The sequence below is a fragment of the Pseudomonas sp. JAI115 genome (genome assembly GCF_014200835.1).
Taxonomy (GTDB): Bacteria; Pseudomonadota; Gammaproteobacteria; order Pseudomonadales; family Pseudomonadaceae; genus Aquipseudomonas; species Aquipseudomonas putida_A.
On the sequence record NZ_JACHCY010000004.1, the window covers coordinates 20795 to 46755 of the forward strand.

General features: G+C 60.7%; 24 protein-coding genes. 8 read left to right on the forward strand and 16 right to left on the reverse strand.

The annotated features are described in order from the left end of the window. Nucleotides 1–19: 19 nt before the first annotated feature. A complete protein-coding gene (locus HDC30_RS10895) occupies nt 20–1414 on the reverse strand; it encodes an FAD-binding oxidoreductase (protein WP_183782925.1) in 1395 nt (464 codons plus the stop codon). 204 nt (nt 1415–1618) lie between these two features. Here HDC30_RS10895 and serA point away from each other — a divergent pair, with 204 nt between their 5' ends. Next, nucleotides 1619–2848 (forward strand): phosphoglycerate dehydrogenase, encoded by a 1230-nt coding sequence (gene serA, locus HDC30_RS10900; RefSeq protein ID WP_003229219.1) that lies wholly within the window; start codon nt 1619–1621, stop codon nt 2846–2848. Between the two features lie 62 nt (nt 2849–2910). On the opposite strand, the gene HDC30_RS10905 is transcribed toward serA, so the two are convergent. After that, nucleotides 2911–3336 carry a DUF4399 domain-containing protein gene (locus tag HDC30_RS10905; RefSeq protein WP_027610528.1) on the reverse strand — a complete coding sequence of 142 codons (426 nt, stop codon included), beginning with the start codon at nt 3334–3336 and terminating at the stop codon, nt 2911–2913. Nucleotides 3337–3471: 135 nt separating this feature from the next. Between HDC30_RS10905 and HDC30_RS10910 the strand changes: the two genes are divergently transcribed. After that, nucleotides 3472–4041, forward strand: a complete 570-nt coding sequence (locus HDC30_RS10910) for a transporter substrate-binding domain-containing protein (RefSeq protein ID WP_096797592.1) — start codon at nt 3472–3474, stop codon at nt 4039–4041. 120 nt (nt 4042–4161) lie between these two features. Here the strand turns inward: HDC30_RS10910 and HDC30_RS10915 are convergent, their stop codons facing one another. Together HDC30_RS10915 and HDC30_RS10920 are read right to left on the reverse strand one after the other, a co-directional pair. Beyond that, nucleotides 4162–4647, reverse strand: coding sequence for a DUF523 domain-containing protein (locus HDC30_RS10915; protein ID WP_183782927.1), 486 nt, complete (start codon nt 4645–4647; stop codon nt 4162–4164). Between the two features lies 1 nt (nt 4648). After that, nucleotides 4649–5281, reverse strand: a complete 633-nt coding sequence (locus HDC30_RS10920; protein WP_183782929.1) for a 2OG-Fe(II) oxygenase — start codon at nt 5279–5281, stop codon at nt 4649–4651. Nucleotides 5282–5389: 108 nt separating this feature from the next. Here HDC30_RS10920 and HDC30_RS10925 point away from each other — a divergent pair, with 108 nt between their 5' ends. Further along, the gene (locus HDC30_RS10925) at nt 5390–6142 is read left to right on the forward strand and encodes a DUF2059 domain-containing protein (protein ID WP_183782931.1); all 753 of its coding nucleotides are present in this window, start codon (nt 5390–5392) and stop codon (nt 6140–6142) included. A 100-nt stretch (nt 6143–6242) separates the two neighbouring features. On the opposite strand, the gene HDC30_RS10930 is transcribed toward HDC30_RS10925, so the two are convergent. After that, entirely contained in the window at nt 6243–7193 is a 951-nt protein-coding gene (locus tag HDC30_RS10930) for an alpha/beta hydrolase (RefSeq protein WP_183782933.1), read from the reverse strand. A gap of 99 nt (nt 7194–7292) precedes the next feature. Between HDC30_RS10930 and HDC30_RS10935 the strand changes: the two genes are divergently transcribed. Further along, nucleotides 7293–7871 carry a DUF6436 domain-containing protein gene (locus HDC30_RS10935; RefSeq protein WP_183782935.1) on the forward strand — a complete coding sequence of 193 codons (579 nt, stop codon included), beginning with the start codon at nt 7293–7295 and terminating at the stop codon, nt 7869–7871. A gap of 102 nt (nt 7872–7973) precedes the next feature. Beyond that, entirely contained in the window at nt 7974–10385 is a 2412-nt protein-coding gene (locus tag HDC30_RS10940; RefSeq protein ID WP_183782937.1) for a penicillin acylase family protein, read from the forward strand. Nucleotides 10386–10525: 140 nt separating this feature from the next. Here HDC30_RS10940 and HDC30_RS10945 read toward each other — a convergent pair whose 3' ends face one another. Next, a complete protein-coding gene (locus tag HDC30_RS10945; RefSeq protein WP_183782939.1) occupies nt 10526–11491 on the reverse strand; it encodes a GlxA family transcriptional regulator in 966 nt (321 codons plus the stop codon). A 315-nt stretch (nt 11492–11806) separates the two neighbouring features. On the opposite strand from HDC30_RS10945, the gene HDC30_RS10950 reads away from it, so the two are divergent. After that, complete coding sequence (locus HDC30_RS10950; RefSeq protein ID WP_183782941.1) at nt 11807–12448, forward strand: HD domain-containing protein; 642 nt, start codon at nt 11807–11809, stop codon at nt 12446–12448. A 143-nt stretch (nt 12449–12591) separates the two neighbouring features. Here the strand turns inward: HDC30_RS10950 and HDC30_RS10955 are convergent, their stop codons facing one another. The 7 genes from HDC30_RS10955 to HDC30_RS10985 all read right to left on the reverse strand — a co-directional run bounded on the left by HDC30_RS10955 (nt 12592) and on the right by HDC30_RS10985 (nt 20951). Then, nucleotides 12592–13482: an ABC transporter permease subunit gene (locus HDC30_RS10955; RefSeq protein WP_007968003.1), complete on the reverse strand. Its 891-nt coding sequence runs from the start codon at nt 13480–13482 to the stop codon at nt 12592–12594. After that, nucleotides 13479–14360, reverse strand: coding sequence for an ABC transporter permease subunit (locus tag HDC30_RS10960; protein ID WP_171061891.1), 882 nt, complete (start codon nt 14358–14360; stop codon nt 13479–13481). The genes HDC30_RS10955 and HDC30_RS10960 overlap by 4 nt, the downstream gene beginning before the upstream one ends. A gap of 35 nt (nt 14361–14395) precedes the next feature. After that, a complete protein-coding gene (locus HDC30_RS10965; RefSeq protein WP_003229245.1) occupies nt 14396–15538 on the reverse strand; it encodes an ABC transporter ATP-binding protein in 1143 nt (380 codons plus the stop codon). 67 nt (nt 15539–15605) lie between these two features. Then, the gene (locus HDC30_RS10970) at nt 15606–16703 is read right to left on the reverse strand and encodes a polyamine ABC transporter substrate-binding protein (RefSeq protein ID WP_098966145.1); all 1098 of its coding nucleotides are present in this window, start codon (nt 16701–16703) and stop codon (nt 15606–15608) included. A gap of 187 nt (nt 16704–16890) precedes the next feature. After that, nucleotides 16891–18000, reverse strand: a complete 1110-nt coding sequence (locus tag HDC30_RS10975; protein ID WP_183782943.1) for a polyamine ABC transporter substrate-binding protein — start codon at nt 17998–18000, stop codon at nt 16891–16893. 171 nt (nt 18001–18171) lie between these two features. Continuing rightward, nucleotides 18172–19536: an aspartate aminotransferase family protein gene (locus tag HDC30_RS10980; RefSeq protein WP_150370124.1), complete on the reverse strand. Its 1365-nt coding sequence runs from the start codon at nt 19534–19536 to the stop codon at nt 18172–18174. 56 nt (nt 19537–19592) lie between these two features. Then, on the reverse strand, nt 19593–20951 hold the full coding sequence (locus HDC30_RS10985; RefSeq protein WP_007967993.1) for a glutamine synthetase family protein: 1359 nt from the start codon (nt 20949–20951) through the stop codon (nt 19593–19595). A 730-nt stretch (nt 20952–21681) separates the two neighbouring features. On the opposite strand from HDC30_RS10985, the gene HDC30_RS10990 reads away from it, so the two are divergent. Both HDC30_RS10990 and HDC30_RS10995 read left to right on the forward strand, forming a co-directional pair. Next, entirely contained in the window at nt 21682–23058 is a 1377-nt protein-coding gene (locus tag HDC30_RS10990; protein ID WP_003229254.1) for a glutamine synthetase family protein, read from the forward strand. Nucleotides 23059–23326: 268 nt separating this feature from the next. After that, nucleotides 23327–23959 (forward strand): TetR/AcrR family transcriptional regulator, encoded by a 633-nt coding sequence (locus tag HDC30_RS10995; protein ID WP_183782945.1) that lies wholly within the window; start codon nt 23327–23329, stop codon nt 23957–23959. 161 nt (nt 23960–24120) lie between these two features. On the opposite strand, the gene HDC30_RS11000 is transcribed toward HDC30_RS10995, so the two are convergent. The 3 genes from HDC30_RS11000 to ssuC are packed head-to-tail and all read right to left on the reverse strand — an operon-like array spanning nt 24121 to nt 25954. Continuing rightward, entirely contained in the window at nt 24121–24336 is a 216-nt protein-coding gene (locus HDC30_RS11000) for a molybdopterin-binding protein (RefSeq protein ID WP_007967989.1), read from the reverse strand. Nucleotides 24337–24368: 32 nt separating this feature from the next. Next, nucleotides 24369–25175 (reverse strand): aliphatic sulfonates ABC transporter ATP-binding protein, encoded by an 807-nt coding sequence (gene ssuB / locus HDC30_RS11005; protein ID WP_095137604.1) that lies wholly within the window; start codon nt 25173–25175, stop codon nt 24369–24371. Further along, nucleotides 25172–25954 (reverse strand): aliphatic sulfonate ABC transporter permease SsuC, encoded by a 783-nt coding sequence (gene ssuC / locus HDC30_RS11010; RefSeq protein ID WP_098966154.1) that lies wholly within the window; start codon nt 25952–25954, stop codon nt 25172–25174. The genes ssuB and ssuC overlap by 4 nt, the downstream gene beginning before the upstream one ends. Nucleotides 25955–25961: the final 7 nt, after the last annotated feature.

Sequence of the window (25961 nt, forward strand, 5' to 3'; positions counted from 1 at the left end):
TGATTCAGGGGATTGCCAATCAAACCGCGAAGATCTTGCCCGGGTTCATGATGCCGTTGGGGTCGAACACCGCTTTGACCGCTTTCATGTACTCGATTTCGACCGGAGAACGGCTGTAGGTCAAGTAGTCGCGCTTGGTCATGCCCACGCCGTGTTCGGCGGAAATCGAGCCGTTATATTTCTCGACGGTTTCGAACACCCACTTGTTGACGGTCGCGCACTTGGCGAAGAACTCGTCCTTGCTCAGGTTATCCGGCTTGAGAATATTCAAGTGCAGGTTGCCGTCGCCGATGTGGCCGAACCAGACGATTTCGAAGTCCGGGTAGTATTCGCCAACGATCGCGTCGATTTCCTGCAAGAACGCTGGCACTTTAGAAACGGTGACCGAAATGTCGTTCTTATACGGTGTCCAGTGCGAGATGGTTTCGGAGATGTACTCGCGCAGCTTCCACAGGTTCTGCAGCTGGGTTTCGCTCTGGCTCATCACGCCGTCCAGCACCCAGCCCTGCTCGACGCAGTGTTCGAAGGTTTCCAGCGCGGTGTTGGCCACTTCTTCGCTGGTTGCTTCGAATTCCAGCAACGCATAGAACGGGCACTCGGTGTCGAACGGCGCCGGTACGTCGCCACGGCCCAGCACTTTGGCCAGGGCCTTGTCGGAGAAGAATTCGAACGCGGTCAGGTCGAGTTTGCCCTGGAAGGCGTGCAGCACCGGCATGATCGAGTCGAAGTCGGCGGTGCCGAGGACCATCGCGGTGAGGTTTTTCGGCGCGCGATCCAGACGCATGGTCGCTTCGACCACAAAGCCGAGGGTGCCTTCGGCGCCGATGAACAACTGGCGCAAGTCGTAACCGGTAGCGTTCTTGATCAGGTCCTTGTTCAGCTCCAGCACATCGCCCTTGCCGGTAACCACTTTCAGGCCGGCGACCCAGTTACGGGTCATGCCGTAGCGAATCACCTTGATCCCGCCGGCATTGGTGCCGATATTGCCGCCAATCTGACTGGAACCGGCCGACGCGAAGTCCACCGGGTAGTACAGGCCGTTTTCTTCGGCGACGTTCTGCAAGTGCTCGGTGACCACGCCCGGCTGACACACGGCGGTGCGGTCAGTGAGGTTCACGTCGAGAATCTGGTTCATGTAGTCGAACGAGACGACCACTTCGCCATTCGCGGCAACGGCGGCGGCGGACAGCCCGGTGCGCCCGCCCGACGGCACCAGCGCCACTTTATGGGTGTTGGCCCAACGGACAATGGCCTGCACCTGTTCGATGGTCTTGGGAAACACGATGGCGCTTGGCGCGGGCGCGAAGTGCTTGGTCCAATCCTTGCCGTACGCGTTCAGGGAGTCGGCGTCGGTCAGGACCTTGCCAGGCTCGACCAGGGTCTTCAGTTCATCAATCAGGGCAGGATTGGTCATCGACAGAACTCTCGAACAATTCATGGTCATCCTGAAGACGCTTCACGTCGCAGGAATGAGTGTTTAGCAGGGTGGCTATGCTAGCATATCGACCCCGCAGGCCAGTGCCCAAGGCCAGTTCTGCGGTGACGGCTTTCTTGTCGTCCAGGTCAATGTCTGTTGACCATTTCCTGCCATTTTTCTCCGGGATACAGGTTTACGCAGATGAGCAAGACTTCTCTCGATAAGAGCAAGATCAAGTTCCTTCTTCTCGAAGGCGTCCACCAATCGGCTGTCGACGTCCTCAAGGCGGCGGGCTACACCAGCATCGAATACCTGACAGGCTCCTTGCCGGAAGCCGAGCTCAAGGAAAAGATCGCTGACGCTCACTTCATCGGCATTCGTTCGCGCACCCAACTGACCGAAGAGATCTTCGATCACGCGAAGAAGCTGGTCGCGGTCGGCTGTTTCTGCATCGGCACCAACCAGGTTGACCTGAGTGCTGCCCGCGAGCGCGGTATCGCCGTGTTCAACGCGCCGTACTCCAACACCCGCTCCGTCGCGGAACTGGTACTGGCCGAAGCGATCCTGCTGCTGCGCGGCATCCCTGAGAAAAACGCTTCCTGCCACCGTGGCGGCTGGATCAAGTCCGCAGCCAACTCCTTCGAGATCCGTGGCAAGAAACTCGGCATCGTCGGCTACGGCTCGATCGGTACTCAGCTGTCGGTTCTGGCGGAAGGCTTAGGGATGCAGGTGTTCTTCTACGACACCGTGACCAAGCTGCCGCTGGGCAACGCCACTCAGGTCGGCAACCTGCACGAGCTGCTGGGCATGTCCGACATCGTCACTCTGCACGTTCCGGAAACCGCTGCGACCCAGTGGATGATCGGCGAGAAGGAAATCCGCGCCATCAAGAAGGGCGGCATCCTGATCAACGCCGCGCGCGGCACCGTGGTCGAGCTGGACGCGCTGGCGGACGCGATCAAGGACAAGCACCTGATCGGCGCGGCCATCGACGTATTCCCGGTGGAGCCACGCTCCAACGACGAAGAGTTCGAAAGCCCGCTGCGTGGCCTGGACAACGTGATCCTGACCCCGCACATCGGTGGTTCGACTGCCGAAGCACAGGCCAACATCGGTCTGGAAGTGGCGGAAAAACTGGTCAAGTACAGCGACAACGGCACATCCGTTTCGTCGGTGAACTTCCCGGAAGTGGCCCTGCCGGCTCACCCTGGCAAGCACCGCCTGCTGCACATCCACGAGAACATCCCGGGTGTGATGAGCGAGATCAACAAGGTCTTCGCCGAAAACGGTATCAACATCTCCGGTCAGTTCCTGCAGACCAACGAGAAAGTCGGTTACGTGGTGATCGACGTCGACGCCGAGTACTCGGAGCTGGCGCAAGAGAAACTGCAACACGTCAACGGCACCATCCGTAGCCGCGTGTTGTTCTGATCCGACGCTGAGCGACAAAAAAAGGGAGCCTTCGGGCTCCCTTTTTCATGCGTGCGAAAACGTCATTCGACGTTGACGGTGATCTTTTTCGACACGATCGGCGGATCGAACGCCATGTGGCCGCTGTCGCCCAGCTCCAGTTGCAAGGTGTGCTTGCCCGGGGCCAGTTTGATCGTAGCCTCGGTCTGTGCCTTGCCGAAGTGCATGTGGTTGGCGTCGGTCGGCACGACGGAACCGGCCGGAACGATTTCCTTGGCATCAATCAGCAGGTGATGGTGCCCGGTGTTCTTGGTGACGTCACCGGCGGGTGCCAGCGCAACGTCCTTGACCCCGAACTTGACCTTGAACTCCTGAGAAACCGTGGCCCCGTCTTCGGGAGAAACGATGAACACTTCGGCGCCCTTGGGTGCCGGGGTCGCTGCACTGGCCAGCACTGAAACACCCATCAACAGGCCAGCCAAGGCTGCTCGTGACATAAACGTTTTCATTCTCTTCTCCAGTTTTTCCGTAAAATCCGCGCGGTCATGACAACTTCATGACCATTCGTTGTCGAAGGCACTCGACAACCATAGCAAAGCGAGCCTGACTCAGAGCATCGCAATAATGATTTCAAAGGAGTGACCATGCGCTTTCTGCCTGGCCTGATCTGCCTGCTACCCCTTCTGAGCCCTCTGGCTCACGCCGAACTGATTGATGACGTCAACGACCGTGGCGAGTTGCGCATTGCCCTTGAGGCTAATACACCGCCCTTCAATTTCAAGGATGGCGACACACTCACGGGGTTCGAGGTCGAGCTTGGGCAACTGCTGGCCAACGAGCTGGATGTGCGCGCCGACTTCATCGTCACCGACGAAGCCGACCTGCTCCAGGGCGTTGAAAGCGGCAAGTACGACGTCGCGCTCAACCACATAGCACTGACACCTGAACTCAAGGATCGTTTCGACGTCAGCGAGCCTTACGGCAAGGTCGATTCGCAGCTGCTGGCGAAGAAGGATGAGCAGCCTCGACCGATGGTGCTGGTACAGGCGCTGACCGAGGAGAAGCCGAAGACGGCGGTGCCGGTGGAGTTGGCGATTCCGTTTCAGAAGGGTAATCCGGCGTTTCAGGCGAGCCTTGCGGGTGCATTGCAGCGGATCAAGGCGGATGGGCGGTTGGCGGCGCTGTCGCAAAAGTGGCTCACCGAGTCCAGGTAAATACATAAACCCTGTGGGAGCGGGCTTGCTCGCGAATGCGGTGTGTCAGTCAACATCATCTTTGAATGACACACCGCATTCGCGAGCAAGCCCGCTCCCACAAGGATTTTGTGGAGTTTTTTAGTTGAGGTGGGTCAGGGCGATTGCGGCCTCAGACAATTCGAGCTCGCTGAAGACCTGCACACCATGGCGCTTGAGCAATGCTGCCGTCACGCCTTCGCCAGAGACTTTGACGCCACTGAACGTCCCGTCATAGGTCAGCAAGTTTCCGCAGGAAGGACTGTTGGCCTTGAGCACCGCGACGCGGATGCCGTGCTTTTGCACCAGCGCCAGCGCCTGCCACGCGCCGTCGAGAAACTGCGCGCTGACGTCCTCGCCTTCGGTGGTGATCACCGCCGCCGTGCCATCGAGCACTTCGGTGCCCTGCCCGCCGGGGATTTCCGCCGCTGCCCGTGGGGTCGGCAAACCGCCAGCCACTTCCGGACACAGCGGCACCACACGCCCTTCGGCTATCCACTGTTCGAGCAGATCGAACGGCCCGCTGGCTCCGCCGTCGTAACGCACGCGGTGGCCCAACAGGCAGCGGCTGACCAGAATCTTCTGCATATCAGAACGGCTCGTTGCCACGGCGGCGGAACCAGCCCGTCAACGACAGGCGTTCGCGGTGCGCCGGCAGCACTTCATGCGGCACCTCACCGGAGAGGAACACCACCAGACAGCCGCCGGTGGGCTGCACGTCATGCACCCGTTCATCGTTCAGATACATGCGCAACTGACCGCCGTCTTCCGGCAGCCACGCGTCATTGAGATAGACCACCGCCGAGACCATGCGCCGGTCGTCGTCGCGAAAACGATCAACGTGCTTACGGTAAAACGCGCCCGGCGGATACAGGGCGAAGTGGCACTCGAAATCCTCGAGCCCGAGGAACAGCCCGCGATTGAGCGCCTCGCGCAGGCTGTCCATCAGGCTCAGATAACGGTCGCTGGCCTCGGCCTGGCCCGGGTCGATCCACTGGATGTGGTCGCCGCGAATACCCTCGCGAATCTCCGAAAACGGCCCACGGCCCACCGCCGCCGGCGCCAGTTCACCCTCGGCCTCACGTTTGCGGCACTCGGCCGCCAGCTCGCGGGTCAAACCTGCGGGCAGGAAAATGTTCTGCTGCGACCAGCCGTGTTCGGCCAGGTCGTCGACGATGCGTAACAGCAGCGGGTGTTCAGAGGATATTTGCATGGCGCGCATAGTATGCCGGCGGCAGGAAATCCGACAGAGCCACGCAGCGGCTTGCTACGAATTCTCGACAAGTACCGGCACCGCACGGAGAATAGTCCGCTGCTGACAGGAGTCCCTATGCGCCGTTTGCTTTTTTCACTGTTGATGTTCTGCGTTTTGCCCGCCTGGGCGGACGGCCACGATCAGCTGTACAAGATCGCCGGCTGGCCAGATCAACGTGCGCATTTCAATGATGCCCTGAGTGCCGCGCAGCAGCGCTACCAGAACAACCTGCCGCCGGCGGTGTTTCAAGCCCTGGTCAACAACAGCAACCAGCGCTTCGCCCCCCAGGCCATGGATCAGCGTGCCGAAGCGCAACTGCGCCAGCACCTTGCCGATCCACAACCGGCGCTGACTTTTTTTCAATCGCCGCTGGGCAAGAAAATCGTCGCCGCTGAATTGCTCGCCACCCGTCGCGATCAACTGGCGAAGAACGCCAAGGGCCTGCCGAAGATGCAGGCCAGCGACAGCCGCCTGCTGATCATCGGCCATCTGGCGCAAGCGCTGCCGGCGCGCGAGGCCGGTGCCGAGGTCAGCCTGGCGATTGCCGGGGTGGCGGCGGACAGTTTGAGCTCGATGATCCCCGGCCTGCTCGGTGGCGGTCAGGCGCAAGGCATGTTGAACGGTCAGCGCCAGCGCCTGATGGAGCAGATCGGTGCTGATTTGAACAACACGCTGCTCTACGTTTATCGCGATCTGTCGGATGACGAACTGGAGCAGTTCGCGACCTTCGCCGAGTCCAGCGAGGGCAAGGCCTATTACCAGGCGGCGCTGGCAGCGATCCGGGCGGGGTTGGCGGTGGGGCAAAGCGCCTCGAACCTCAGCCAGTAATCTTTATCGCCTTTCAGACCGCCATCGCGAGCAGGCTCACTCCTACAGGAGACCGCGATCAAATGTAGGAGTGAGCCTGCTCGCGATGAGGCCCTCGGAATCACTGAAGATTCCGCCCCCTAATTCGCTTGTTCAGAAACTCGAAATACTCCTCGCGCATTTCCAGCGTCTCATTCGCCAGATGATGCCGCGCCTGCGGCAGCAGCAGAATCTGCGGCCGGTCGAACTTCCACTTCAGCACCTGCAAGTTGTGCTGCCAATCCACGGTCATGTCCGCCTGCCCCTGAATGATCAGCGGCCGTCGCGGACTTTTTTTCGCGTGTTCGACGCGGATGATCCAGCGCGACAGCGCACCGACCCACGCGGTCGGCAAGCGTTTGGGCTGTAACGGATCGGCCTGCAGAAACGGCAGGAAATCCGGGTCGTTGGAGTTCTCGCTGAAGCGCCGGGCGATGCCTCGCACGAAAGGCCTCAGCAGGTAATAACTGAGCTGCGACCAGCCCCAGGCGCGCGGACGTACCAGCGGCGCCAACAGAATCAAATGGCCTTGCGCCGGGCTGCCCTCGCCATGATTGAGTACATGGTCGACGACGATCGCGCCGCCGGTGCTTTGCCCGCACAGGTGCCAGGGTTGCGGCAGGGCAATCGAACCGGCTTCGGCGAACAACGCCTGCAAGGCGTCCTGATATTCGGAGAAATCACGGATGCTCGCCCGCGGCCCACTCGACAAACCATGCCCCGGCAAGTCGCAGGCAATAACAGCAAAATCCTGATCCAGTGCCCACTCGATGACATGCCGATACAGCCCGGTGTGATCGTAAAAACCGTGCAGCAGAAACAGCGTGCCCTTGACCTTCTCCGGCCACCAGCAATGGCTGACCAGCTCATACCCGTCCACTTCGAACCGGCCCATGCCGCGCCAGACATCGCGCTCGGGGAAGTCGGTTTTATAAAACCGCTGATACGCTTTCGCCTCATCCGACAACGGCTGCCACTGGGCCAAAGGCTTTAGGCTGGCGCGTAAATGATCGGCATCGAAAGTGTCAGGCATGCGGGTATTCCAAAGCGGTAAACAGACTTTATCGGCCTGCGATATTCATCTGTTGCGGCAAGCATGGCAAGCTAGCCCCCCTTCGAGGATCGAAAAACCATGCGCTCGCCCTACCGCACCGCACTGTTTGCCAGCCTGCTCGCGCTTCTGTGTGCCGGGGTACTGTGGGCGGCGTACGACTGGTTTCAGGGGCGTTATCTGCGTGCGTTCAGTCAGCACACCGCGGTGTTTTCCGGTGATTCGCTGCGTCTGCCGGATGAGCTGGCCGGCCCCGGCAAAATCCGCCTCGTGCACTTCTGGGATCCGGCCTGCCCGTGCAACGTTGGCAATCAACAGCACCTGACGGAAATGGTCGAGCAGTTCGGCCCGCGCGGCGTGGAGTTCTTTGCGGTGCAGCGCGTCGGCAGCCACGGCCAGTTGCCCGCCACCCTCGGCAATCTGAAAACCATCACGGTGCTGCCCGGCTCCGAACAGATCCCCGCCAGCCCCGCCGTGGCGATCTGGGACCGCAGCGGCAAACTGGCGTACTTCGGCCCCTACAGCGAAGGCCTGACCTGCAACTCCAGCAACAGCTTTATTGAACCGATCCTCAACGCGCTGATGGATGATCGACCGGTCAACGCCACGCACACCCTGGCGGTCGGGTGTTATTGCCCTTGGCCGGTGCTGGCGCAGTAAGGCATTCCGGACTTTTCGAGGACAGCGATGCACGGCACGGAAGGTCTGTGCTAATTGTTTGCAGCCCGACGGGCGGCAATCCCGCATGCACAAGGAGTCACCATGAAACGCGTCTTCACCGTTCTTGCCTTGCTCATCGTTGTCCTGCTCGCCAGCGTCGGTGCCTACCTCTACAGCAAGCAACCCACGCGTCAGGGCCAGGTGGAGCTGCGCAACCTGCAAGGTTCGGTGACGGTGCGTTACGACGAACGCGGGGTGCCGCACATCCGCGCCGAAAACGAAACCGATCTGTATCGCGCCCTCGGCTACGTGCACGCTCAAGATCGCCTGTTCCAGATGGAAGCCATGCGCCGCCTCGCGCGTGGCGAGTTGGCCGAAGTGCTAGGGCCGAAGCTGCTCGACACCGACAAACTGTTTCGCAGCCTGCGCATCCGTGAACGCGCCGCCCGTTATGTCGCCAGTCTCGATAAACAGTCACCCGCGTGGAAGGCCCTGCAAGCCTATCTGGACGGCATCAACCAATATCAGGACAGCCACGTCGCGCCGATCGAGTTCGACGTGCTGGGCATCCCCAAGCGGCCGTTCACCGCCGAAGACAGCATCAGCGTCGCCGGTTACATGGCCTACAGCTTCGCCGCGGCGTTTCGCACCGAGCCACTGCTGACCTACGTGCGCGATCAACTCGGCGCCGATTACCTCAACGTCTTCGACCTCGACTGGCAGCCCAAAGGCGTGCTCGCCAAAGGTCACGCCAACAAGACTCCGACCCTCGCCGCCGGTGACTGGAAAGACCTCAACGCCCTCGCCCGCCTCAGCGAGCAGGCGCTGATTGAAAACGGCCTGCCGCAATTCGAAGGCAGCAACGCCTGGGTGATTGCCGGCAGCCGTAGCCAGAGCGGCAAACCGCTGTTGGCCGGTGATCCGCATATTCGCTTCTCGGTGCCGTCGGTGTGGTACGAGGCGCAACTGTCGGCACCGGGCTTTGAGCTCTACGGCCATCATCAGGCGCTGGTGCCGTTCGCATTCCTGGGGCACAACCTGGATTTCGGCTGGAGCCTGACCATGTTCCAGAACGACGATCTGGATCTGATCGCCGAGAAGGTCAACCCGGACAACCCGAATCAGGTCTGGTACCACGGCCAGTGGACCGATCTGCTCAGCACCCAGCAGCAGATCGCGGTGAAGGGCCAGGCGCCGGTGACGCTGACCTTGCGCCAGTCGCCCCATGGCCCGATCGTCAACGACGCCCTCGGCACTGCCACCGGTAAAACGCCGATCGCCATGTGGTGGGCGTTCCTCGAAACGCCGAACCCGATCCTCGAAGGCTTCTACCAGCTCAACCGCGCCGACACCCTGGCCAAGGCCCGCGCCGCCGCGACCAAGGTGCAGGCACCGGGGCTGAACATCGTCTACGCCAACGCCAAGGGTGACATTGCCTGGTGGGCCTCGGCGCTGTTGCCGAAACGCCCGGCCGAGGTGAAGCCGGAGTTCATTCTCGACGGCAGCAGCAATCAGGCAGACAAGGACGGCTACTACCCGTTCAGCGCCAACCCGCAGGAAGAAAACCCGGCGCGCGGCTACATCGTCTCGGCCAACTTCCAGCCACTGTCGCCGACCGCGATGGAGATTCCCGGTTACTACAACCTCGCCGATCGCGGACAGCAGCTCAATCGCCAGCTCAGCGACAAGAGCGTGAAATGGAGCAACGAAGCCAACCAGAAACTGCAACTGGGCACCACTACCGCCTACGGCCCGCGCACCCTGGCGCCGTTGCTGCAGGTGTTGCGTGAAGTGGTGAGTGATCCGGCGCAACTGAAACTGGTCGAGCAATTGGCGCAGTGGCCGGGCGACTATCCGCTGGATTCGGTCAACGCCACAGTGTTCAACCAGTTCCTCTACGATCTCGCCGATGCGGCGATGCGTGATGAGCTGGGCAACGATTTCTTCGAGACCCTGCTGTCGACCCGGGTGATCGATGCCGCCCTGCCGCGACTGGCGGCGAACGCCGATTCACCCTGGTGGGACAACCACAACACGCCGAACAAGGAGACTCGCGCCGACGTCGTCAAAGCGGCGTGGCAGGCGAGCATGACGCACCTGAAACAGACCCTCGGCGACAATCCGTCCGACTGGCAATGGGGCACGGCGCACACCCTGACTCACGGTCATCCGTTGGGTCAGCAGAAGCCGCTGGATCACATCTTCAACGTCGGGCCGTTCGCCGCGCCGGGTAGCCACGAAGTGCCGAACAACCTCTCGGCCAAGCTCGGCCCGGCGCCGTGGCCGGTGACTTACGGGCCTTCGACGCGGCGGCTGGTCGACTTCGCCGACCCGGCGCACAGCCTGACCATCAACCCGGTCGGCCAGAGCGGTGTGCCGTTCGACAGCCACTATGACGATCAGGCTGAAGAGTACGTCGAGGGGATGTTCGTGCAGGCGCATTTCAGCGAGGAAGAGGTGACGGCCAATACTCGCAGTACCTTGAAGCTGTTGCCGGCGCGGGCTGCCCAGTAGTTTTGTGCTGGCTGGTCTGGCCCCATCGCTGGCAAGCCAGCTCCCACAGGATTTTCAGTGAACACAGATTATGTGAATACCCGAGAAACCTGTGGGAGCTGGCTTGCCAGCGATGGGGCCCTTAAGAACACAAGAGACCTTCAGAGCATCAGCGCAAAATTCAGCCGAAACTGCTGCGGTGTCACCCCCAACCGCCGATTGAACACACTGCGCATGTGCTGCGCATCGCGAAACCCGCACTGATAGGCCACGGTCTTCAGCGGTGCCGTGGTGCTTTCCAGCAGTACTCGCGCCGCATCCACTCGCGCACTTTCGACGAACTCCGCCGGGGTGACCCGGGCTTCGCGAGCGAACACCCGGGAGAAGTTGCGCGCACTCATGTTCGCCGCATTCGCCAGATCGGCAATCGTCAGATCCCCGGTGAGGTTGGCCAGCACATATAACTGCACCATCGCCACCGCCGACGTCGGCTCCGCGTGCGGCGTGAGGAACGGGCTGAACTGCGATTGCCCGCCAGAACGCTGGGTGAATACCACCAGCCGCTTGGCCACAATCAGCGCCACTTCAGCGCCGTGATCGCGGGCCAACAGGTACAACGACAGATCGATCCCGGCGGTGACCCCGGCCGAGGTGTAGAGCGCACCGTCTTCGACGTACAGGCGATCGGCCTCGACTCGGGTCGATGGACACAGCTGTGCCAAGGCTTCGGCATCGTTCCAGTGGGTGGTCACGGTGCGCCCTTCCAGCAGTCCCGCCCGCGCCAGCATGAACGCGCCGTTGCAGATCGAGCCGAAGCGCCGTGCACGGGCGCAGGCCTCACGCAGCCAGGTGTCGAAGCTTTTGCCGAAATCCATGAACGGCAACTGCGGCCCGCCAGCGACCACCAACAAATCACAAGCGTCCAGCGCTTCGCTGAAGTGCCGGTGAGCGCTGATGCTCAGGCCATTGGAACAAGCCATCGGCCCGCGTTCGAGGCCGATCACCTCCAACTGATAGTGATCCTCGGGCGGCAGAAACCGGTTGGCCTCGGCGAACACATCCATCGGCCCGCTGACATCCAGCGCCTGCACGCCGGGGAATACCACGATCGCGATGGTTTTGTTCATGAGCCTCCAATGTCCTCAATGCCTGTGGCAAACACAAATCCCTGTGGGAGCGGGCTTGCTCGCGAAAGCGGTGTGTCATTCAACAGGTAAGTTGAATGTGAGGGCCCTTTCGCGAGCAAGCCCGCTCCCACATGGGCCGTGCCTGCCTTGTTGATTGAACCAACCCTAGCCAATCCAGGTTCAACAAGCGAGGTTGGCACGATTTGCAGGTTGATTGGCAAGGATCGCAGCCATGCGTTGATTGTCCGTTTAGTGCCTTGGGGAACAGACTTTGTCCATCAGCGCCACGACGGCGTTTTCGATGAGGATACCTTCATGAGCACGACCATTGCCGGCATCAAGATCCCCGACAGCTCCCTCGCCCGGGCCACCACCGAATACATTCGCGACATCGAAACCGACCTGCTCTACCACCACTCGCGCCGGGTGTTTCTGTTCGGCGCATTGAGCGGCGAGCGCCAGCAACTGGCCTACAACCCGGAGCTGCTGTATGTCGGCGCGATGTTCCACGACCTCGGTCTGGTCGAGGGCTATCGCAGTGCCGACGAGCGTTTCGAAGTGGATGGCGCCAACGCGGCAGCGGCGTTTCTCAAACCGTACGGGCTGAGTGATGACGACATCGAGCAGGTCTGGCTGTCGATTGCCCTGCACACCACGCCAGGCGTGCCAAAGCACTTGCGGCCGACCGTCGCGCTGGTCACCGCCGGGGTCGAGATGGACGTGTTGGGGATGGATTACGCGACGTTCAGCAGCACCCAGCGCGAGGCGGTGGTGCATGCGCATCCACGCGGGGAAGGTTTCAAGGAATGCATCATCTGCGCGTTTGCCGACGGCTTGCGCCATCGTCCGCAGACCACGTTCGGCAACGTGAAGACCGATGTGCTGGTGGATCAGGAGCCGGGGTTCAAACCGATGAACTTTGTTGAAGTCATTCGCCAATCTCCCTGGACTTCCTGAAACCAACTGTGGGAGCGAGCCTGCTCGCGAAGGGGGCGTATCAATCAACATTGATGTTGAATGACGCACCGCTTTCGCGAGCAGGCTCGCTCCCACAGTTGGATTTGGGTTGGCCTTGATAAAGGGGCCAACCCGAGTTTGCTTTAAGCCGCTTCCGGTGCAGGCGCGCGGCGCACGTCCGGTTGCTTCCACGAATCGGCGGCGCCTTCTTCGATGGCTTGCTGGATGGCTTTCTTGCGCGCTTCTTCGGCACGGCGGCTGAAGAACCACACCAGGAACGTCACGATCGACACTGCCAGCAGAATCAGACTGGCCACGGCGTTGATCTCAGGCTTCACGCCCAGACGCACCGCCGAGAACACTTCCATCGGCAGCGTGGTCGAACCCGGGCCGGAAACGAAGCTCGCCAGTACCAGATCGTCCAGCGACAGAGCGAACGACATCATGCCGCCCGCTGCCAGCGACGGCGCGATCATCGGGATGGTGATCAGGAAGAACACCTTCCACGGCCGCGCCCCCAGATCCATCGCCGCTTCTTCGATCGACAGGTCCAGCTCACGCAGACGCGCCGACACCACCACCGCCACATACGCCGCACAGAACGTCGTGTGGGCGATCCAGATGGTGACGATGCCACGTTCCTGCGGCCAGCCGATCATCTGCGCCATGGCCACGAACAGCAGCAACAGCGACAGACCGGTGATCACCTCAGGCATTACCAACGGCGCGGTCACCAGGCCACCGAACAGCGTGCGGCCCTTGAAGTGGGTAATGCGGGTCAGCACGAACGCTGCCAGCGTACCCAGCGCCACCGCCGCAACCGCGGTGTAGCAGGCGATTTCCAGCGAGCGCACCACCGAGCCCATCAGTTGGGTGTTGTCGAGCAGGCCGACGTACCACTTGATCGACCAGCCGCCCCACACGGTCACCAGTTTCGAGGCGTTGAACGAGTAGATCACCAGGATCAGCATCGGCAGGTAGATGAACAACAGACCCAGTACCAGCATCAGGCTGGAGAAACGGATGCGTTTCATTCTTTGCCCTCCATTTCCTTGGCCTGACTGCGGTTGAACAGGATGATCGGCACAATCAGGATCGCCAGCATCACCACCGCCAGGGCGGACGCCACCGGCCAGTCACGGTTGTTGAAGAACTCTTGCCAGAGCACTTTACCGATCATCAGGGTTTCCGGGCCGCCAAGCAGTTCCGGGATCACGAACTCGCCGACCACCGGGATGAACACCAGCATGCAGCCGGCGATGATCCCGTTCTTGGACAGCGGAATGGTGATTTTCCAGAAACTGTTGAAGGTGCTCGAACCGAGATCGGAAGCGGCTTCCAGCAGGCTCTGATCGTGCTTCACCAGGTTGGCGTACAGCGGCAGGATCATGAACGGCAGGTACGAATAAACCACGCCGATATAGACCGCCAGGTTGGTGTTGAGGATCTGCAGCGGCTCGTCGATAAAGCCCATGCTCATCAGGAAACCGTTGAGCAGGCCGTTGTTGCTGAGGATGCCCATCCACGCGTAAACGCGGATCAGGATCGCGGTCCAGGTCGGCATCATGATCAGCAACACCAGCACTGTCTGCAGCTCTTTACGGGCGCTGGCGATGGCGTAGGCCATCGGGTAGCCGATCAGCAGGCACAGCAGCGTGCTGAAGAACGCCATCTTCAGCGAGCCCAGGTAGGCGGCGATGTACAACTCGTCGTCGCCCAGCATCGCGTAGTTGCCGAGGTTCAGCAGCAGTTGCAGCTTCTGCTCGGCGAAGGTGTAGATCTCGGTGTACGGCGGGATGGCCACGTCGGCTTCAGCGAAGCTGATCTTCAGGACGATGAAGAACGGCAGCATGAAGAACAGGAACAGCCAGATGAACGGAACCCCGATGACCAGTTGCCGGCCATTGGGAATTATTCGGTTGAGCCGTCGTTTGAACTTGCGCATGTTCATGAGCGAAGTACCACGCCGCTGTCGTCTTCCCACCACACGTAAACCTGATCGCCCCAGGTCGGACGCTGGCCGCGACGTTCGGCGTTGGCGACGAACGACTGCACCAGTTTGCCGCTCGGCAATTCGACGTAGAACACCGAGTGGCCACCGAGGTAGGCGATGTCATGCACCTTGCCGCTCGACCAGTTGTATTCGCAGGTCGGCATTTCGGCGGTGACCAGCAGCTTCTCCGGACGAATCGCGTAGGTCACGGACTTGTCTTGCACTGAGGTGCTGATGCCGTGGCCGACGTAGATCTGCCGGTCGAGGTCCTTGCAGGTGATCGTCGCGTGGCCTTCGGCGTCGTCGATCACTTCGCCTTCGAAGATGTTCACGTTGCCGATGAATTCGCAGACCAGACGGCTGGTCGGGGTTTCGTAGATGTCGATCGGGCTGCCGATCTGGGCGATCCAGCCCAGGTGCATGATCGCGATGCGCTCGGCCATGGTCATGGCCTCTTCCTGGTCGTGGGTCACCATCACGCAGGTCACGCCGACGCGCTCGATGATCTCCACCAGCTCCAGTTGCATCTGCGAACGCAGTTTCTTGTCCAGTGCGCCCATCGGCTCGTCGAGCAGCAGCAGCTTCGGCCGCTTGGCCAGCGAGCGCGCCAGTGCCACACGCTGACGCTGACCGCCGGACAGTTGATGCGGCTTGCGCTTGGCGTACTGGCTCATCTGCACCAGCTTGAGCATCTCGGCCACGCGCGCATCAATCTCGGCGTTGGGAATCTTGTCCTGCTTGAGGCCGAAGGCGATGTTCTGCGCCACGGTCATGTGCGGGAACAAGGCATACGACTGGAACATCATGTTGATCGGTCGCTCGTACGGCGGCATGTCGGTGATGTCGACGCCGTCGAGGAAAATGCGCCCCTCCGTGGGCCGTTCGAACCCTGCCAGCATCCGCAGCAGCGTGGATTTGCCCGATCCCGAGCCGCCGAGCAGGGCGAAGATCTCGCCTTTCTTGATTTCCAGGGACACATCGTCCACGGCAATCGTCTCGTCGAACTTCTTCGTGACCCGGTCGATTTTGACCAACACCTGCTTAGGTGTCTGGTCGCCCTCGAGGGCTTTCTTATAGGCGCCGGAGGCAACTGCCATTTACGAAACTCCCAGAAAAAAACAGTGCAGTTCGCCCCATGCGGACGAACCCAGGATAGTTTGTGCCTTACTTGCCCGACTTGACCTTGGTCCAGCTACGGGTCATCAAACGCTGAATATTGGGTGGCAACTCGACCGACACGTAGGTCTTGTCGAGGACTGCTTGCGGTGGATAAACCGCTTCGTCGGTGCGGATGGACTGTTCCATCAGCTTGTCCGACCCCGGGTTGGGGTTGGCGTAACCGACGTAATCACTGACCTGGGCGATCACCTCAGGTTTCAGCAAATAGTTGATGAAGGCGTGGGCCTCTTTGACGTTGGACGAATCCTTTGGAATCGCCAGCATGTCGAACCACAGCGCGCCGCCCTCTTTCGGGATCGAGTAGGCGATGTTCACGCCCTTCTTGGCTTCTTCGGCACGGTGTTTGGCCTGGAAGATATCGCCGGAGAAACCGATGGCCACGCAGATGTCGCCATTGGCCAGATCACCGATGTATTTCGACGAGTGGAAGTAGGTAACGTAAGGACGCACGGCCAGCAGTTTGTCGGTGGCCTTGGCGTAGTCTTTCGGATTGGTGCTGTTGGCGTTCAGGCCCATGTAGTTGAGCACGGTCGGCATCATTTCATCGGCCGAGTCGAGGAACGCGACGCCACAGCTGTGCAGCTTCTTGATGTTCTCCGGCTCGAACAGCACGCTCCAGGAGTCGATCTTGTCGATGCCGAGCACCGCTTTGACTTTCTCGACGTTGTAGCCGATGCCGTTGGTGCCCCACAGGTACGGCACGGCGTACTGGTTGCCCGGGTCGTTCTGTTCCAGGCGCTTGAGCAGCACCGGATCGAGATTCGAATAATTCGGCAACTGCGACTTGTCGAGCTTCTGGAACGCGCCCGCCTTGATCTGCTTGCCGAGGAAATGGTTCGACGGCACGACCACGTCGTAACCGGTACGCCCGGCCAGCAGCTTGCCTTCCAGGGTCTCGTTGGAATCGAACACGTCGTACACCGGTTTGATCCCGGTGGCTTTCTCGAAGTCGGCCAGGGTGGTCTCGCCGATGTAATCCGACCAGTTATAAATATGCACCGTACCGGCGGCCTGGGCTCCGACAGCGATCGTCAGGCCGGCAGTGGCCAGCAGGGCTTTGCGCAAAGAAGAAAAAATAGGCAAGTGGAGGTCCTCTAAATTAGTTGGGCCCAAGTTGCCCCGCGTTACATGACAGCCATGGCTGCCCGGCAACCAAACCGGCGCGCAACTTACCCTCGAAAAACCGTTCCTGCAAAACTTCCTGTCATTTAATTGATCCGCTGGCCGCCGTCGCGGCGACGACGGCCAGTGGTTGTTGCTTCAAACCGGCTTATTTACCGGATTTGATCTTGGTCCAGCTGCGGGTCAGTTCACGCTGGGTAGCGGCCGGCAAGTCGGCGATCGCATACAGCTTGGCCTGCACGTCGGCTGGCGGGTAGATGCCTGGATCGGCGGTGATGTCCTTGTTCACGTACTGGGTCGCTTCGGCGTTACCGTTAGGGAAGCGCACAGCGTTGGTGATCTCGGCCATCACTTTCGGTTGCAGCAGGTAGTTCATGAACTTGTAGGCACCGTCGATGTTTTCCGCATCTTTCGGAATCGCGACCATGTCATAGAAGCTGCCGGCACCTTCCTTCGGAATGGCGTAGCTGACCTTGACCTTGTCACCGGCCTCGGCGGCACGGGACTTGGCCTGCTGCACGTCACCCGAGTAGCCGACCGCTACGCAGATGTTGCCGTTGGCCAGGTCCGAGATGTACTTGGAGGAGTGGAAGTAGGTGATCGAAGGACGAATCTTGAGGAACAGTTCCTCGGCTTTCTTGATGTCTTCTTTCTTCTGGCTGTCGGTTGGCAGGCCCAGGTAGTGCAGCGCGACCGGGAGCATTTCGGTCGGCGAGTCGAGGAAGCTCACGCCGCAGCCCTTGAGCTTGGCGATGTTCTCAGGCTTGAGCAGCACGTCCCACGAGTCGATAGTGTCGACGCCCAGCGCAGCCTTGACCTTCTCCGGGTTGTAACCGATGCCGATCGAGCCCCACATGTACGGGAAGGCGTGCTTGTTGCCCGGGTCGCTGACCGACACGGCCTTGAGCAGGTCCTGGTTCAGATTCTTCCAGTTAGGCAGCTTGGACTGGTCCAGCTCCTGGTAAACGCCAGCCTTGATCTGCTTGGCCAGGAAGTTGTTCGACGGCACGACCACGTCGTAACCGGACTTGCCCGCCAGCAGTTTGGCTTCCAGGGTTTCGTTGCTGTCGAATACGTCGTAGACGACTTTGATCCCGGACTCTTTCTCGAAGTTGGCGATGGTGTCCGGAGCGATGTAGTCGGACCAGTTGTAAACGTGCAGTACCTTGTCGTCCGCGTGAACCGCACCCGCCATCATGCCCGCGACGGACAGCGCGAGAAGAGTCTTGCCAGCAAGCTTTTTACCTAATGCCTTCATGCGTCATGCTCCAAATTTTTCTTTTTTGAACCACTTTGTTCAGCGGCCGAACCCGGACAACTGGAACCGCGGCTAGTCTGGCAAGATCGGAGGCGGTCTTTCAAGAAAAGGCCAACCTTTCTGACACCTTCGAGCGAGAGCGCCGCAGCTCCCCCGCTCGAAGCCTAGCACTTAGGCCTGCAACGCACTGAGGGTCAGGTCCAGGCATTTACGTGCCTTGGTCACCAGCTCATCGATTTCTGCCTTGCTGATCACCAGCGGCGGCGCAATGATCATGGTGTCGCCCACGGCGCGCATGATCAGGCCGTTATCGAAGCAGAACTGCCGGCAGATCATGCCCACGCCCCGACCTTCGTAACGCTTGCGAGTGGCCTTGTCCTGCACCAGCTCGATCGCCCCCAGCAAACCGACCCCGCGCACTTCACCCACCAACGGGTGATCGTTGAGTTCGCGCAGACGTTTCTGCAAATACGGTGCCGTTTCGTTGTGCGCGTTCTCGATAATTTTCTCGTCGCGCAGAATCCGGATGTTTTCCAGACCCACCGCCGCCGCCACCGGATGCCCGGAGTAGGTGAAGCCGTGGTTGAAGTCGCCGCCTTCGTTGAGCACTTTCACCACTTCATCACGCACGATCAGGCCACCCATCGGGATGTAGCCGGAGGTCAGGCCTTTGGCGATGGTCATCATGTCCGGCTTCAGGTCGTAGAAATCCGAACCGAACCACTCGCCGGTACGGCCGAAACCGCAGATCACTTCGTCGGCGACGAACAGAATGTCGTACTTGGCGAGGATTTCCTTGATGCGCGGCCAGTAGGTGTCCGGCGGAATGATCACGCCGCCAGCGCCCTGAATCGGCTCGGCAATGAACGCACCGACGTTGTCCACGCCGACTTCGAGAATCTTCTCTTCCAGCTGATTGGCCGCCCAGATGCCGAACTCTTCCGGCGACATGTCGCCGCCCTCGGCGAACCAGTACGGCTGCGCAATGTGGACGATGCCCGGGATCGGCAAGTCGCCCTGCTCGTGCATATAGGTCATGCCACCCAGGCTCGCGCCCGCCACGGTCGAACCGTGGTAACCGTTCTTGCGGCTGATGATGACTTTCTTGTTCGGCTGGCCCTTGATCGCCCAGTAGTGGCGAACCATGCGCAGCATGGTGTCGTTGCCTTCGGAGCCGGAACCGGTGAAGAACACGTGGTTCATGCCTTGCGGCGCCACGTCGGCGATGGCCTTGGCCAGTTCCAGCGCCGGCGGGTGCGCGGTCTGGAAGAACAGGTTGTAGTAAGGCAGTTCGCGCATCTGCTTGGCAGCTGCGTCGGCCAGCTCATCGCGGCCATAACCGATCGCCACGCACCACAGACCCGCCATGCCATCGAGGATCTTGTTGCCCTCGCTGTCCCACAGGTACACGCCCTTGGCGTTGGTGATGATCCGTGGACCCTTCTCTTTCAGCTGCTTGAAGTCGCTGAACGGGGCCAGGTGGTGATCGCTGCTCAGGGCTTGCCACTCACGGGTTTGCGGGTTGTTGCTGGTCATGCCAATTCTCCTTGTTATCGGTGAAGGCGCGGCGGCTGGCCACCGCGCCCGGCGTATCAGACGGCGAAGAGCAGGTACTCACGCTCCCAGGAACTGATCACGCGCTTGAAGTTTTCATGCTCGGCCCGCTTGACCGCGACGTAGCCGGTGATGAAGGTCTTGCCCAGGTATTTCTCGATGGTCGCGCTGTTTTCCATACGCTCCAGCGCGTCCTCGATGGTCAGCGGCAGGCGCAGGTTGCGGCGTTCATAGCCACGACCGACCACTGGCGCGCTCGGGTTGAGGCCCTCGACCATGCCGATGTAACCGCAAAGCAGGCTCGCGGCAATCGCCAGGTACGGGTTGGCGTCGGCGCCCGGCAGGCGGTTTTCCACCCGACGGTTCTGCGGCCCGGCATCCGGTACGCGCAGGCCCACGGTGCGGTTTTCTTCGCCCCACTCCACGTTCACCGGCGCCGAAGTGTCCGGCAGGAAGCGGCGGAACGAGTTGACGTTCGGTGCGAACAGCGGGAGCAATTCCGGGATCAGTTTCTGCAGACCACCGATGTGGTGCAGGAACAGCTGGCTCATGGTTCCGTCTTCATTGGAGAACACGTTCTTGCCGGTCTCGATGTCGATGATGCTCTGGTGCAGGTGCATCGCGCTGCCCGGCTCGCCGGTCATCGGCTTGGCCATAAAGGTCGCGGCCACGTCATGCTTGAGCGCGGCTTCGCGCATGGTGCGCTTGAACACCAGAATCTGATCGGCCAGCGACAGTGCATCGCCGTGACGGAAGTTGATTTCCATCTGCGCCGTGCCGTCTTCGTGGATCAGCGTGTCGAGGTCCAGCTCCTGCAGTTCGCACCAGTCGTAGACGTCTTCGAACAGCGGGTCGAATTCGTTCGCCGCTTCGATGGAGAACGACTGACGACCGATTTCCGGACGGCCCGAGCGGCCGATCGGCGGCTGCAGCGGATAGTCGGGGTCGTCACTGCGTTTGGTCAGGTAGAACTCCATCTCCGGCGCCACGATCGGCTGCCAGCCCTTGTCGGCGTAGAGTTTCAGGACTTTCTTGAGCACGTTGCGCGGCGACAGCTCGATCGGGTTGCCTTGCTTGTCGTAGGTGTCGTGGATCACCTGGGCGGTCGGCTCGATGGCCCATGGCACCAGGTACACGGCGTTCTGGTCGGGACGGCAGATCATGTCGATGTCGGCCGGGTCGAGCAGTTCGTAATAGATGTCGTCTTCGACGTAGTCGCCGGTCACGGTCTGCAACAGAACGCTTTCCGGCAGGCGCATGCCCTTTTCGGCGATGAACTTGTTGGTCGGCGAGATCTTGCCCCGGGTGATACCGGTCAAGTCGCCGATCATGCATTCGACTTCTGTGATCTTGTGGTCTTTCAACCAATCGGTGAGCTGGTCGAGGTTGTTACTCATAAATGCCTCTGGGCTGAGTCTCCTGACATCGTGTCAGGCAAAGTTTGACGCCGTGGCGTCGCGTTAAAGGGGGCTTGCTTGCGCGCAGTACCGGCTTACGCCTGGCACCGCGCATAGACAATGAAAGAGGAGCTTACCTGCCCTTTACGCTGGCGTTGCATTTCCTGTGCACATTCAAGGCGTGCAGAATCATGAGCACGGCTTTGGAAGCGGCACAGGCTTTGGGACTCAAAGGGATCTATATTGGAAGGAGACGCCATAAACAGGATGCTGTCCCGTGCGTCCAGAATATCGGACGTTGCCGTTGGGCCTGATGCGCACGATAACCTCGTCGACCCGCCACGAGCCATGCTGGCTGCATTACGGACGGATTTGTCGCCACTGATGTGATGAGCATGCAGACCGGACTGTTGCGAGCAGTCGGTGATGCCGATTAACGGCAGGCGAGACATGAAGCACCCCGGTATTATTGCTGTTATGGGTTTGGTCGGAGCTTAGCCTTGTTCATTTTTTTACACAACACCCCCGTAAAAAATACAACACGGCCTGCTCAAGCCCGCGGGTGCCAAGCGTCCCAAGGACAAAAAACTGCCCCAAAGTGCCCCATAAATGCCCTTGCAGCGCTTTTTTAGGGCAAAAAAGGCCTCGCTTGACTTCGGCAGGCCGTTCGGGTTGACTGAAACCAGAAAAGATCAATGATTGATATTTTTAACAACAAAGGTGTTGCATCATGTCGGTACCCCCGCGTGCCGTTCAGCTTAACGAAGCGAACGCGTTCCTTAAGGAACATCCTGAGGTTCTGTACGTTGACCTTCTGATTGCGGATATGAATGGTGTGGTGCGCGGCAAGCGCATCGAACGCACCAGCCTCCACAAGGTTTACGAGAAAGGCATCAACCTGCCGGCCTCTCTATTTGCTCTGGATATCAATGGCTCTACGGTGGAAAGCACCGGCCTGGGTCTGGACATCGGCGACGCCGACCGGATCTGCTATCCAATCCCCGATACCCTGTGCAACGAGCCATGGCAGAAGCGCCCTACCGCGCAACTGTTGATGACCATGCACGAACTCGAAGGCGACCCGTTCTTCGCCGATCCGCGCGAAGTGCTCCGTCAAGTTGTTGCAAAGTTTGACGAGCTGGGCTTGACCATCTGCGCAGCCTTCGAGCTGGAGTTCTACCTGATCGACCAGGAAAACGTGAACGGTCGTCCACAGCCGCCACGTTCACCGATCTCCGGCAAACGCCCGCACTCGACTCAGGTCTACCTGATCGACGACCTCGACGAATATGTCGACTGCCTCCAGGACATTCTGGAAGGCGCCAAAGAGCAAGGCATCCCGGCCGACGCCATCGTCAAGGAAAGTGCCCCGGCGCAGTTCGAAGTGAACCTGCACCACGTCGCCGACCCGATCAAGGCGTGCGACTACGCGGTACTGCTCAAGCGTCTGATCAAGAACATCGCCTACGACCATGAAATGGACACCACCTTCATGGCCAAGCCGTATCCGGGCCAGGCGGGTAATGGTCTGCATGTCCACATCTCGGTGCTCGACAAAGATGGCAAGAACATCTTTGCAAGCGAGGATCCCGAGCAGAACGCCGCGCTGCGTCACGCGATCGGCGGTGTGCTCGAGACCCTGCCGGCGCAGATGGCTTTCCTCTGCCCGAACGTCAACTCGTACCGTCGCTTCGGCGCGCAGTTCTACGTGCCGAACTCGCCGTGCTGGGGCCTGGACAACCGCACCGTGGCGATCCGCGTACCAACCGGCTCTGCCGATGCCGTGCGTATCGAACACCGCGTGGCCGGCGCCGACGCCAACCCGTACCTGCTGATGGCTTCGGTCCTGGCCGGTGTGCATCACGGTCTGGTGAACAAGATCGAACCGGGCGCTCCGGTCGAAGGCAACAGCTACGAGCAGAACGAACAAAGCCTGCCGAACAACTTGCGCGATGCCCTGCGCGAGCTGGACGACAGCGAAGTGATGGCCAAGTACATCGATCCGAAATACATCGATATCTTCGTCGCCTGCAAGGAAAGCGAGCTGGAGGAGTTCGAACACTCCATCTCCGACCTTGAGTACAACTGGTATCTGCATACTGTGTAAACGGATTGCAGGAATAAAAAGCGCTGCCGGCCATTTCAGCCCGCAGCGTTTTTTTATGCCTGAACATTTTCCACTGTGGTGAGGGGATTTATCCCCGACCGGCTGCGCAGCAGTCGTAATCCCTGAGAACCGGATACTCCTGACACACCGAGGGGAATGGGTTTGGGGTCGCTTCGCAACCCATCGGGGATAAATCCCCCTCGCCACAGGTCGGCAGACAACACACAAGCCTGCTCGTACAATGCCCGCTGCCCCGCAGGAGACTTCCATGACGCGTCCCGCCCCCGTCCGCAAACCCCGCGCCCGCAGCCAGGCGCGCATCGACTCGATACTCGACGCCGCGCGTACGCTGCTGGCCGCCGAGGGTGTGGCCAGTCTGTCGATCTACAGCGTCGCCGAACGCGCGCAGATTCCACCCTCCTCCGTGTACCACTTCTTCGCCAGCGTCCCGGCACTGCTCGAAGCGCTGACCGCCGACGTGCATGCGGCGTTTCGCGCCTGCCTGCAAGCGCCGATCGATCACGAGGCGCTGCGCGACTGGCGCGACCTGTCGCGGCTGGTCGAAGAGCGGATGCTGGAGATCTACGACGAAGACGCGGCGGCCCGCCAGTTGATCCTCGCCCAGCACGGCCTGACCGAAGTGACCCAGGCGGACCGCCAGCACGACATCGAACTGGGCGACCTGATGCACAAGCTGTTCGACCATCACTTCGAATTGCCGCGCCTGCCGAGCGATGTCGACGTGTTCGCGCTGGCGATGGAACTGGGTGACCGCGTGTATGCGCGCTCGGTGCAGCAGCACGGGCAGATCACACCGCGCATGGCCGAGGAAGGGATGCGGGTGTTTGATGCCTATATCGGGCTGTATCTGCCGCCTTATCTGCCCAAAAGAATTCTCTAGCGTCTTTACCGGCCTCTTCGCGAGCAGGCTCGCTCCCACATTTGGAATGCGGTTCCCTGTGGGAGCGAGCCTGCTCGCGAAGGCCGCACCGCGAACTTCAAGACAGACACAAAAAACCCCGAAGGGCTCACGCCTTTCGGGGTTGTTTTTTACTCACTGGCTTACAACTTGGCGATCGACACCTCGGTGGATTTGACGAAGGCGATCACCTCGCTGCCCACCGCCAGTTCCAGCTCCTTGACCGAGCGGGTGGTGATCACTGAAGTGACGATGCCGGAAGCGGTTTGCACGTCGATTTCCGACAGCACGTCGCCGAGAACGATCTCCTTGATCGAGCCTTTGAACTGGTTGCGCACGTTGATGGCTTTGATAGTCATGGCTTTGATTCCTGTCGTTGATAAAGCTTGAGTTATTGAGCCCAGCGCAATTGCGTAGGCAGTGGTGAAACAGGTTCCGGCTCCGGCGGCTCGCCGGGCAGGGACAGAACACGGTTGAGCACTTCGGTTTCCAGCGCCGCCAGTCGATGCGATCCGCGCACTCGCGGGCGTGGCAGTTCCACTTGCAGGTCGAGGCCGACTTCGCCGTCCTCGATCAGAATCACCCGGTCGGCAATCGCCACCGCTTCGCTGACGTCATGGGTCACCAGTAGCACGGTGAACCCATGCTTCTGCCAGAGGCGTTCGATCAGTTGCTGCATCTCGATCCGGGTCAGCGCATCCAGCGCACCCAGCGGCTCGTCGAGCAACAGCAGGCGCGGCTGGTGAATCAGCGCCCGGGCCAGCGCCACACGCTGCTTCTGCCCGCCGGACAAGGCGGCCGGCCACTCGTTGGCGCGATCGGCCAGACCCACCGCTTCCAGCGCCTCCAGTGCTTGCGGGCGCCAGTTGCCTTTAAGGCCAAGGCCGACGTTGTCGATGATCTTTTTCCACGGCAGCAACCGGGCTTCCTGGAACATCAGCCGGGTGTCTTCCCGCGCATCGCTCAGCGGCGCGGCGCCGGCCAGCAGGTCGCCGCCAGTCGGTTGGTCGAGGCCGGCGAGCAAGCGCAGGAAGGTGCTCTTGCCGCACCCGCTGCGTCCGACCACGGCGACGAATTGCCCCGCCGGAATGTGCAGGTCGATGTCGCGCAGCACTTGCCGCGCACCAAAGGTTTTCTGCAGGTTGCGCACCACCAGCGGAATCCCGCGCAGCAGGCGTGGAGGTTGTTGAGCGGTCATGCCGCACCTCCTTTGGCAACCTGATAGGCCGGATGCCAGCGCAGCCACACCCGCTCAAGAGCACGGGCGGCGAGATCAGCAAGCTTGCCGAGTACCGCGTAAAGCAGGATCGCCAGCACCACCACGTCGGTCTGCAAAAACTCGCGGGCATTCATCGCCAGATAACCGATGCCGGAGCTGGCGGAAATGGTTTCGGCAACGATCAGCGTCAGCCACATGAAGCCCAGCGCAAAGCGCACACCGACCAGAATCGAAGGCAGTGCCCCCGGCAGAATCACCTGCCAGAACAAACTGAAACCGGACAGGCCATAACTGCGCGCCATCTCCACCAACGCCGGATCGACGTTGCGGATGCCGTGATAGGTGTTGAGGTAGATCGGGAACAACGTGCCCAATGCGACCAGGAAAATCTTCGCCGACTCATCGATGCCGAACCACAGAATTACCAACGGAATCAGCGCCAGGTGCGGCACGTTGCGGATCATCTGCACCGAGCTGTCGAGCAGGCGTTCACCCCACTTCGACAGGCCGGTGATGAAGCCCAGCACCAGGCCGATGCTGCCGCCGATAGTGAAGCCCAGCGCCGCGCGCCAGCCGCTGATCGCCAGGTGCGTCCAGATCTCGCCGCTGCGCACCAGGCTGACACCGGCCTCGATCACCGCCACCGGTGCCGGCAGAATCCGCGTCGACAACCAACCGGCTGACACCGACAACTGCCACACCGCCAGCAGGAGCACCGGCAACGCCCAGGGCGCGAGGCTGTGGATAAATTTTTTCATGGCGCGC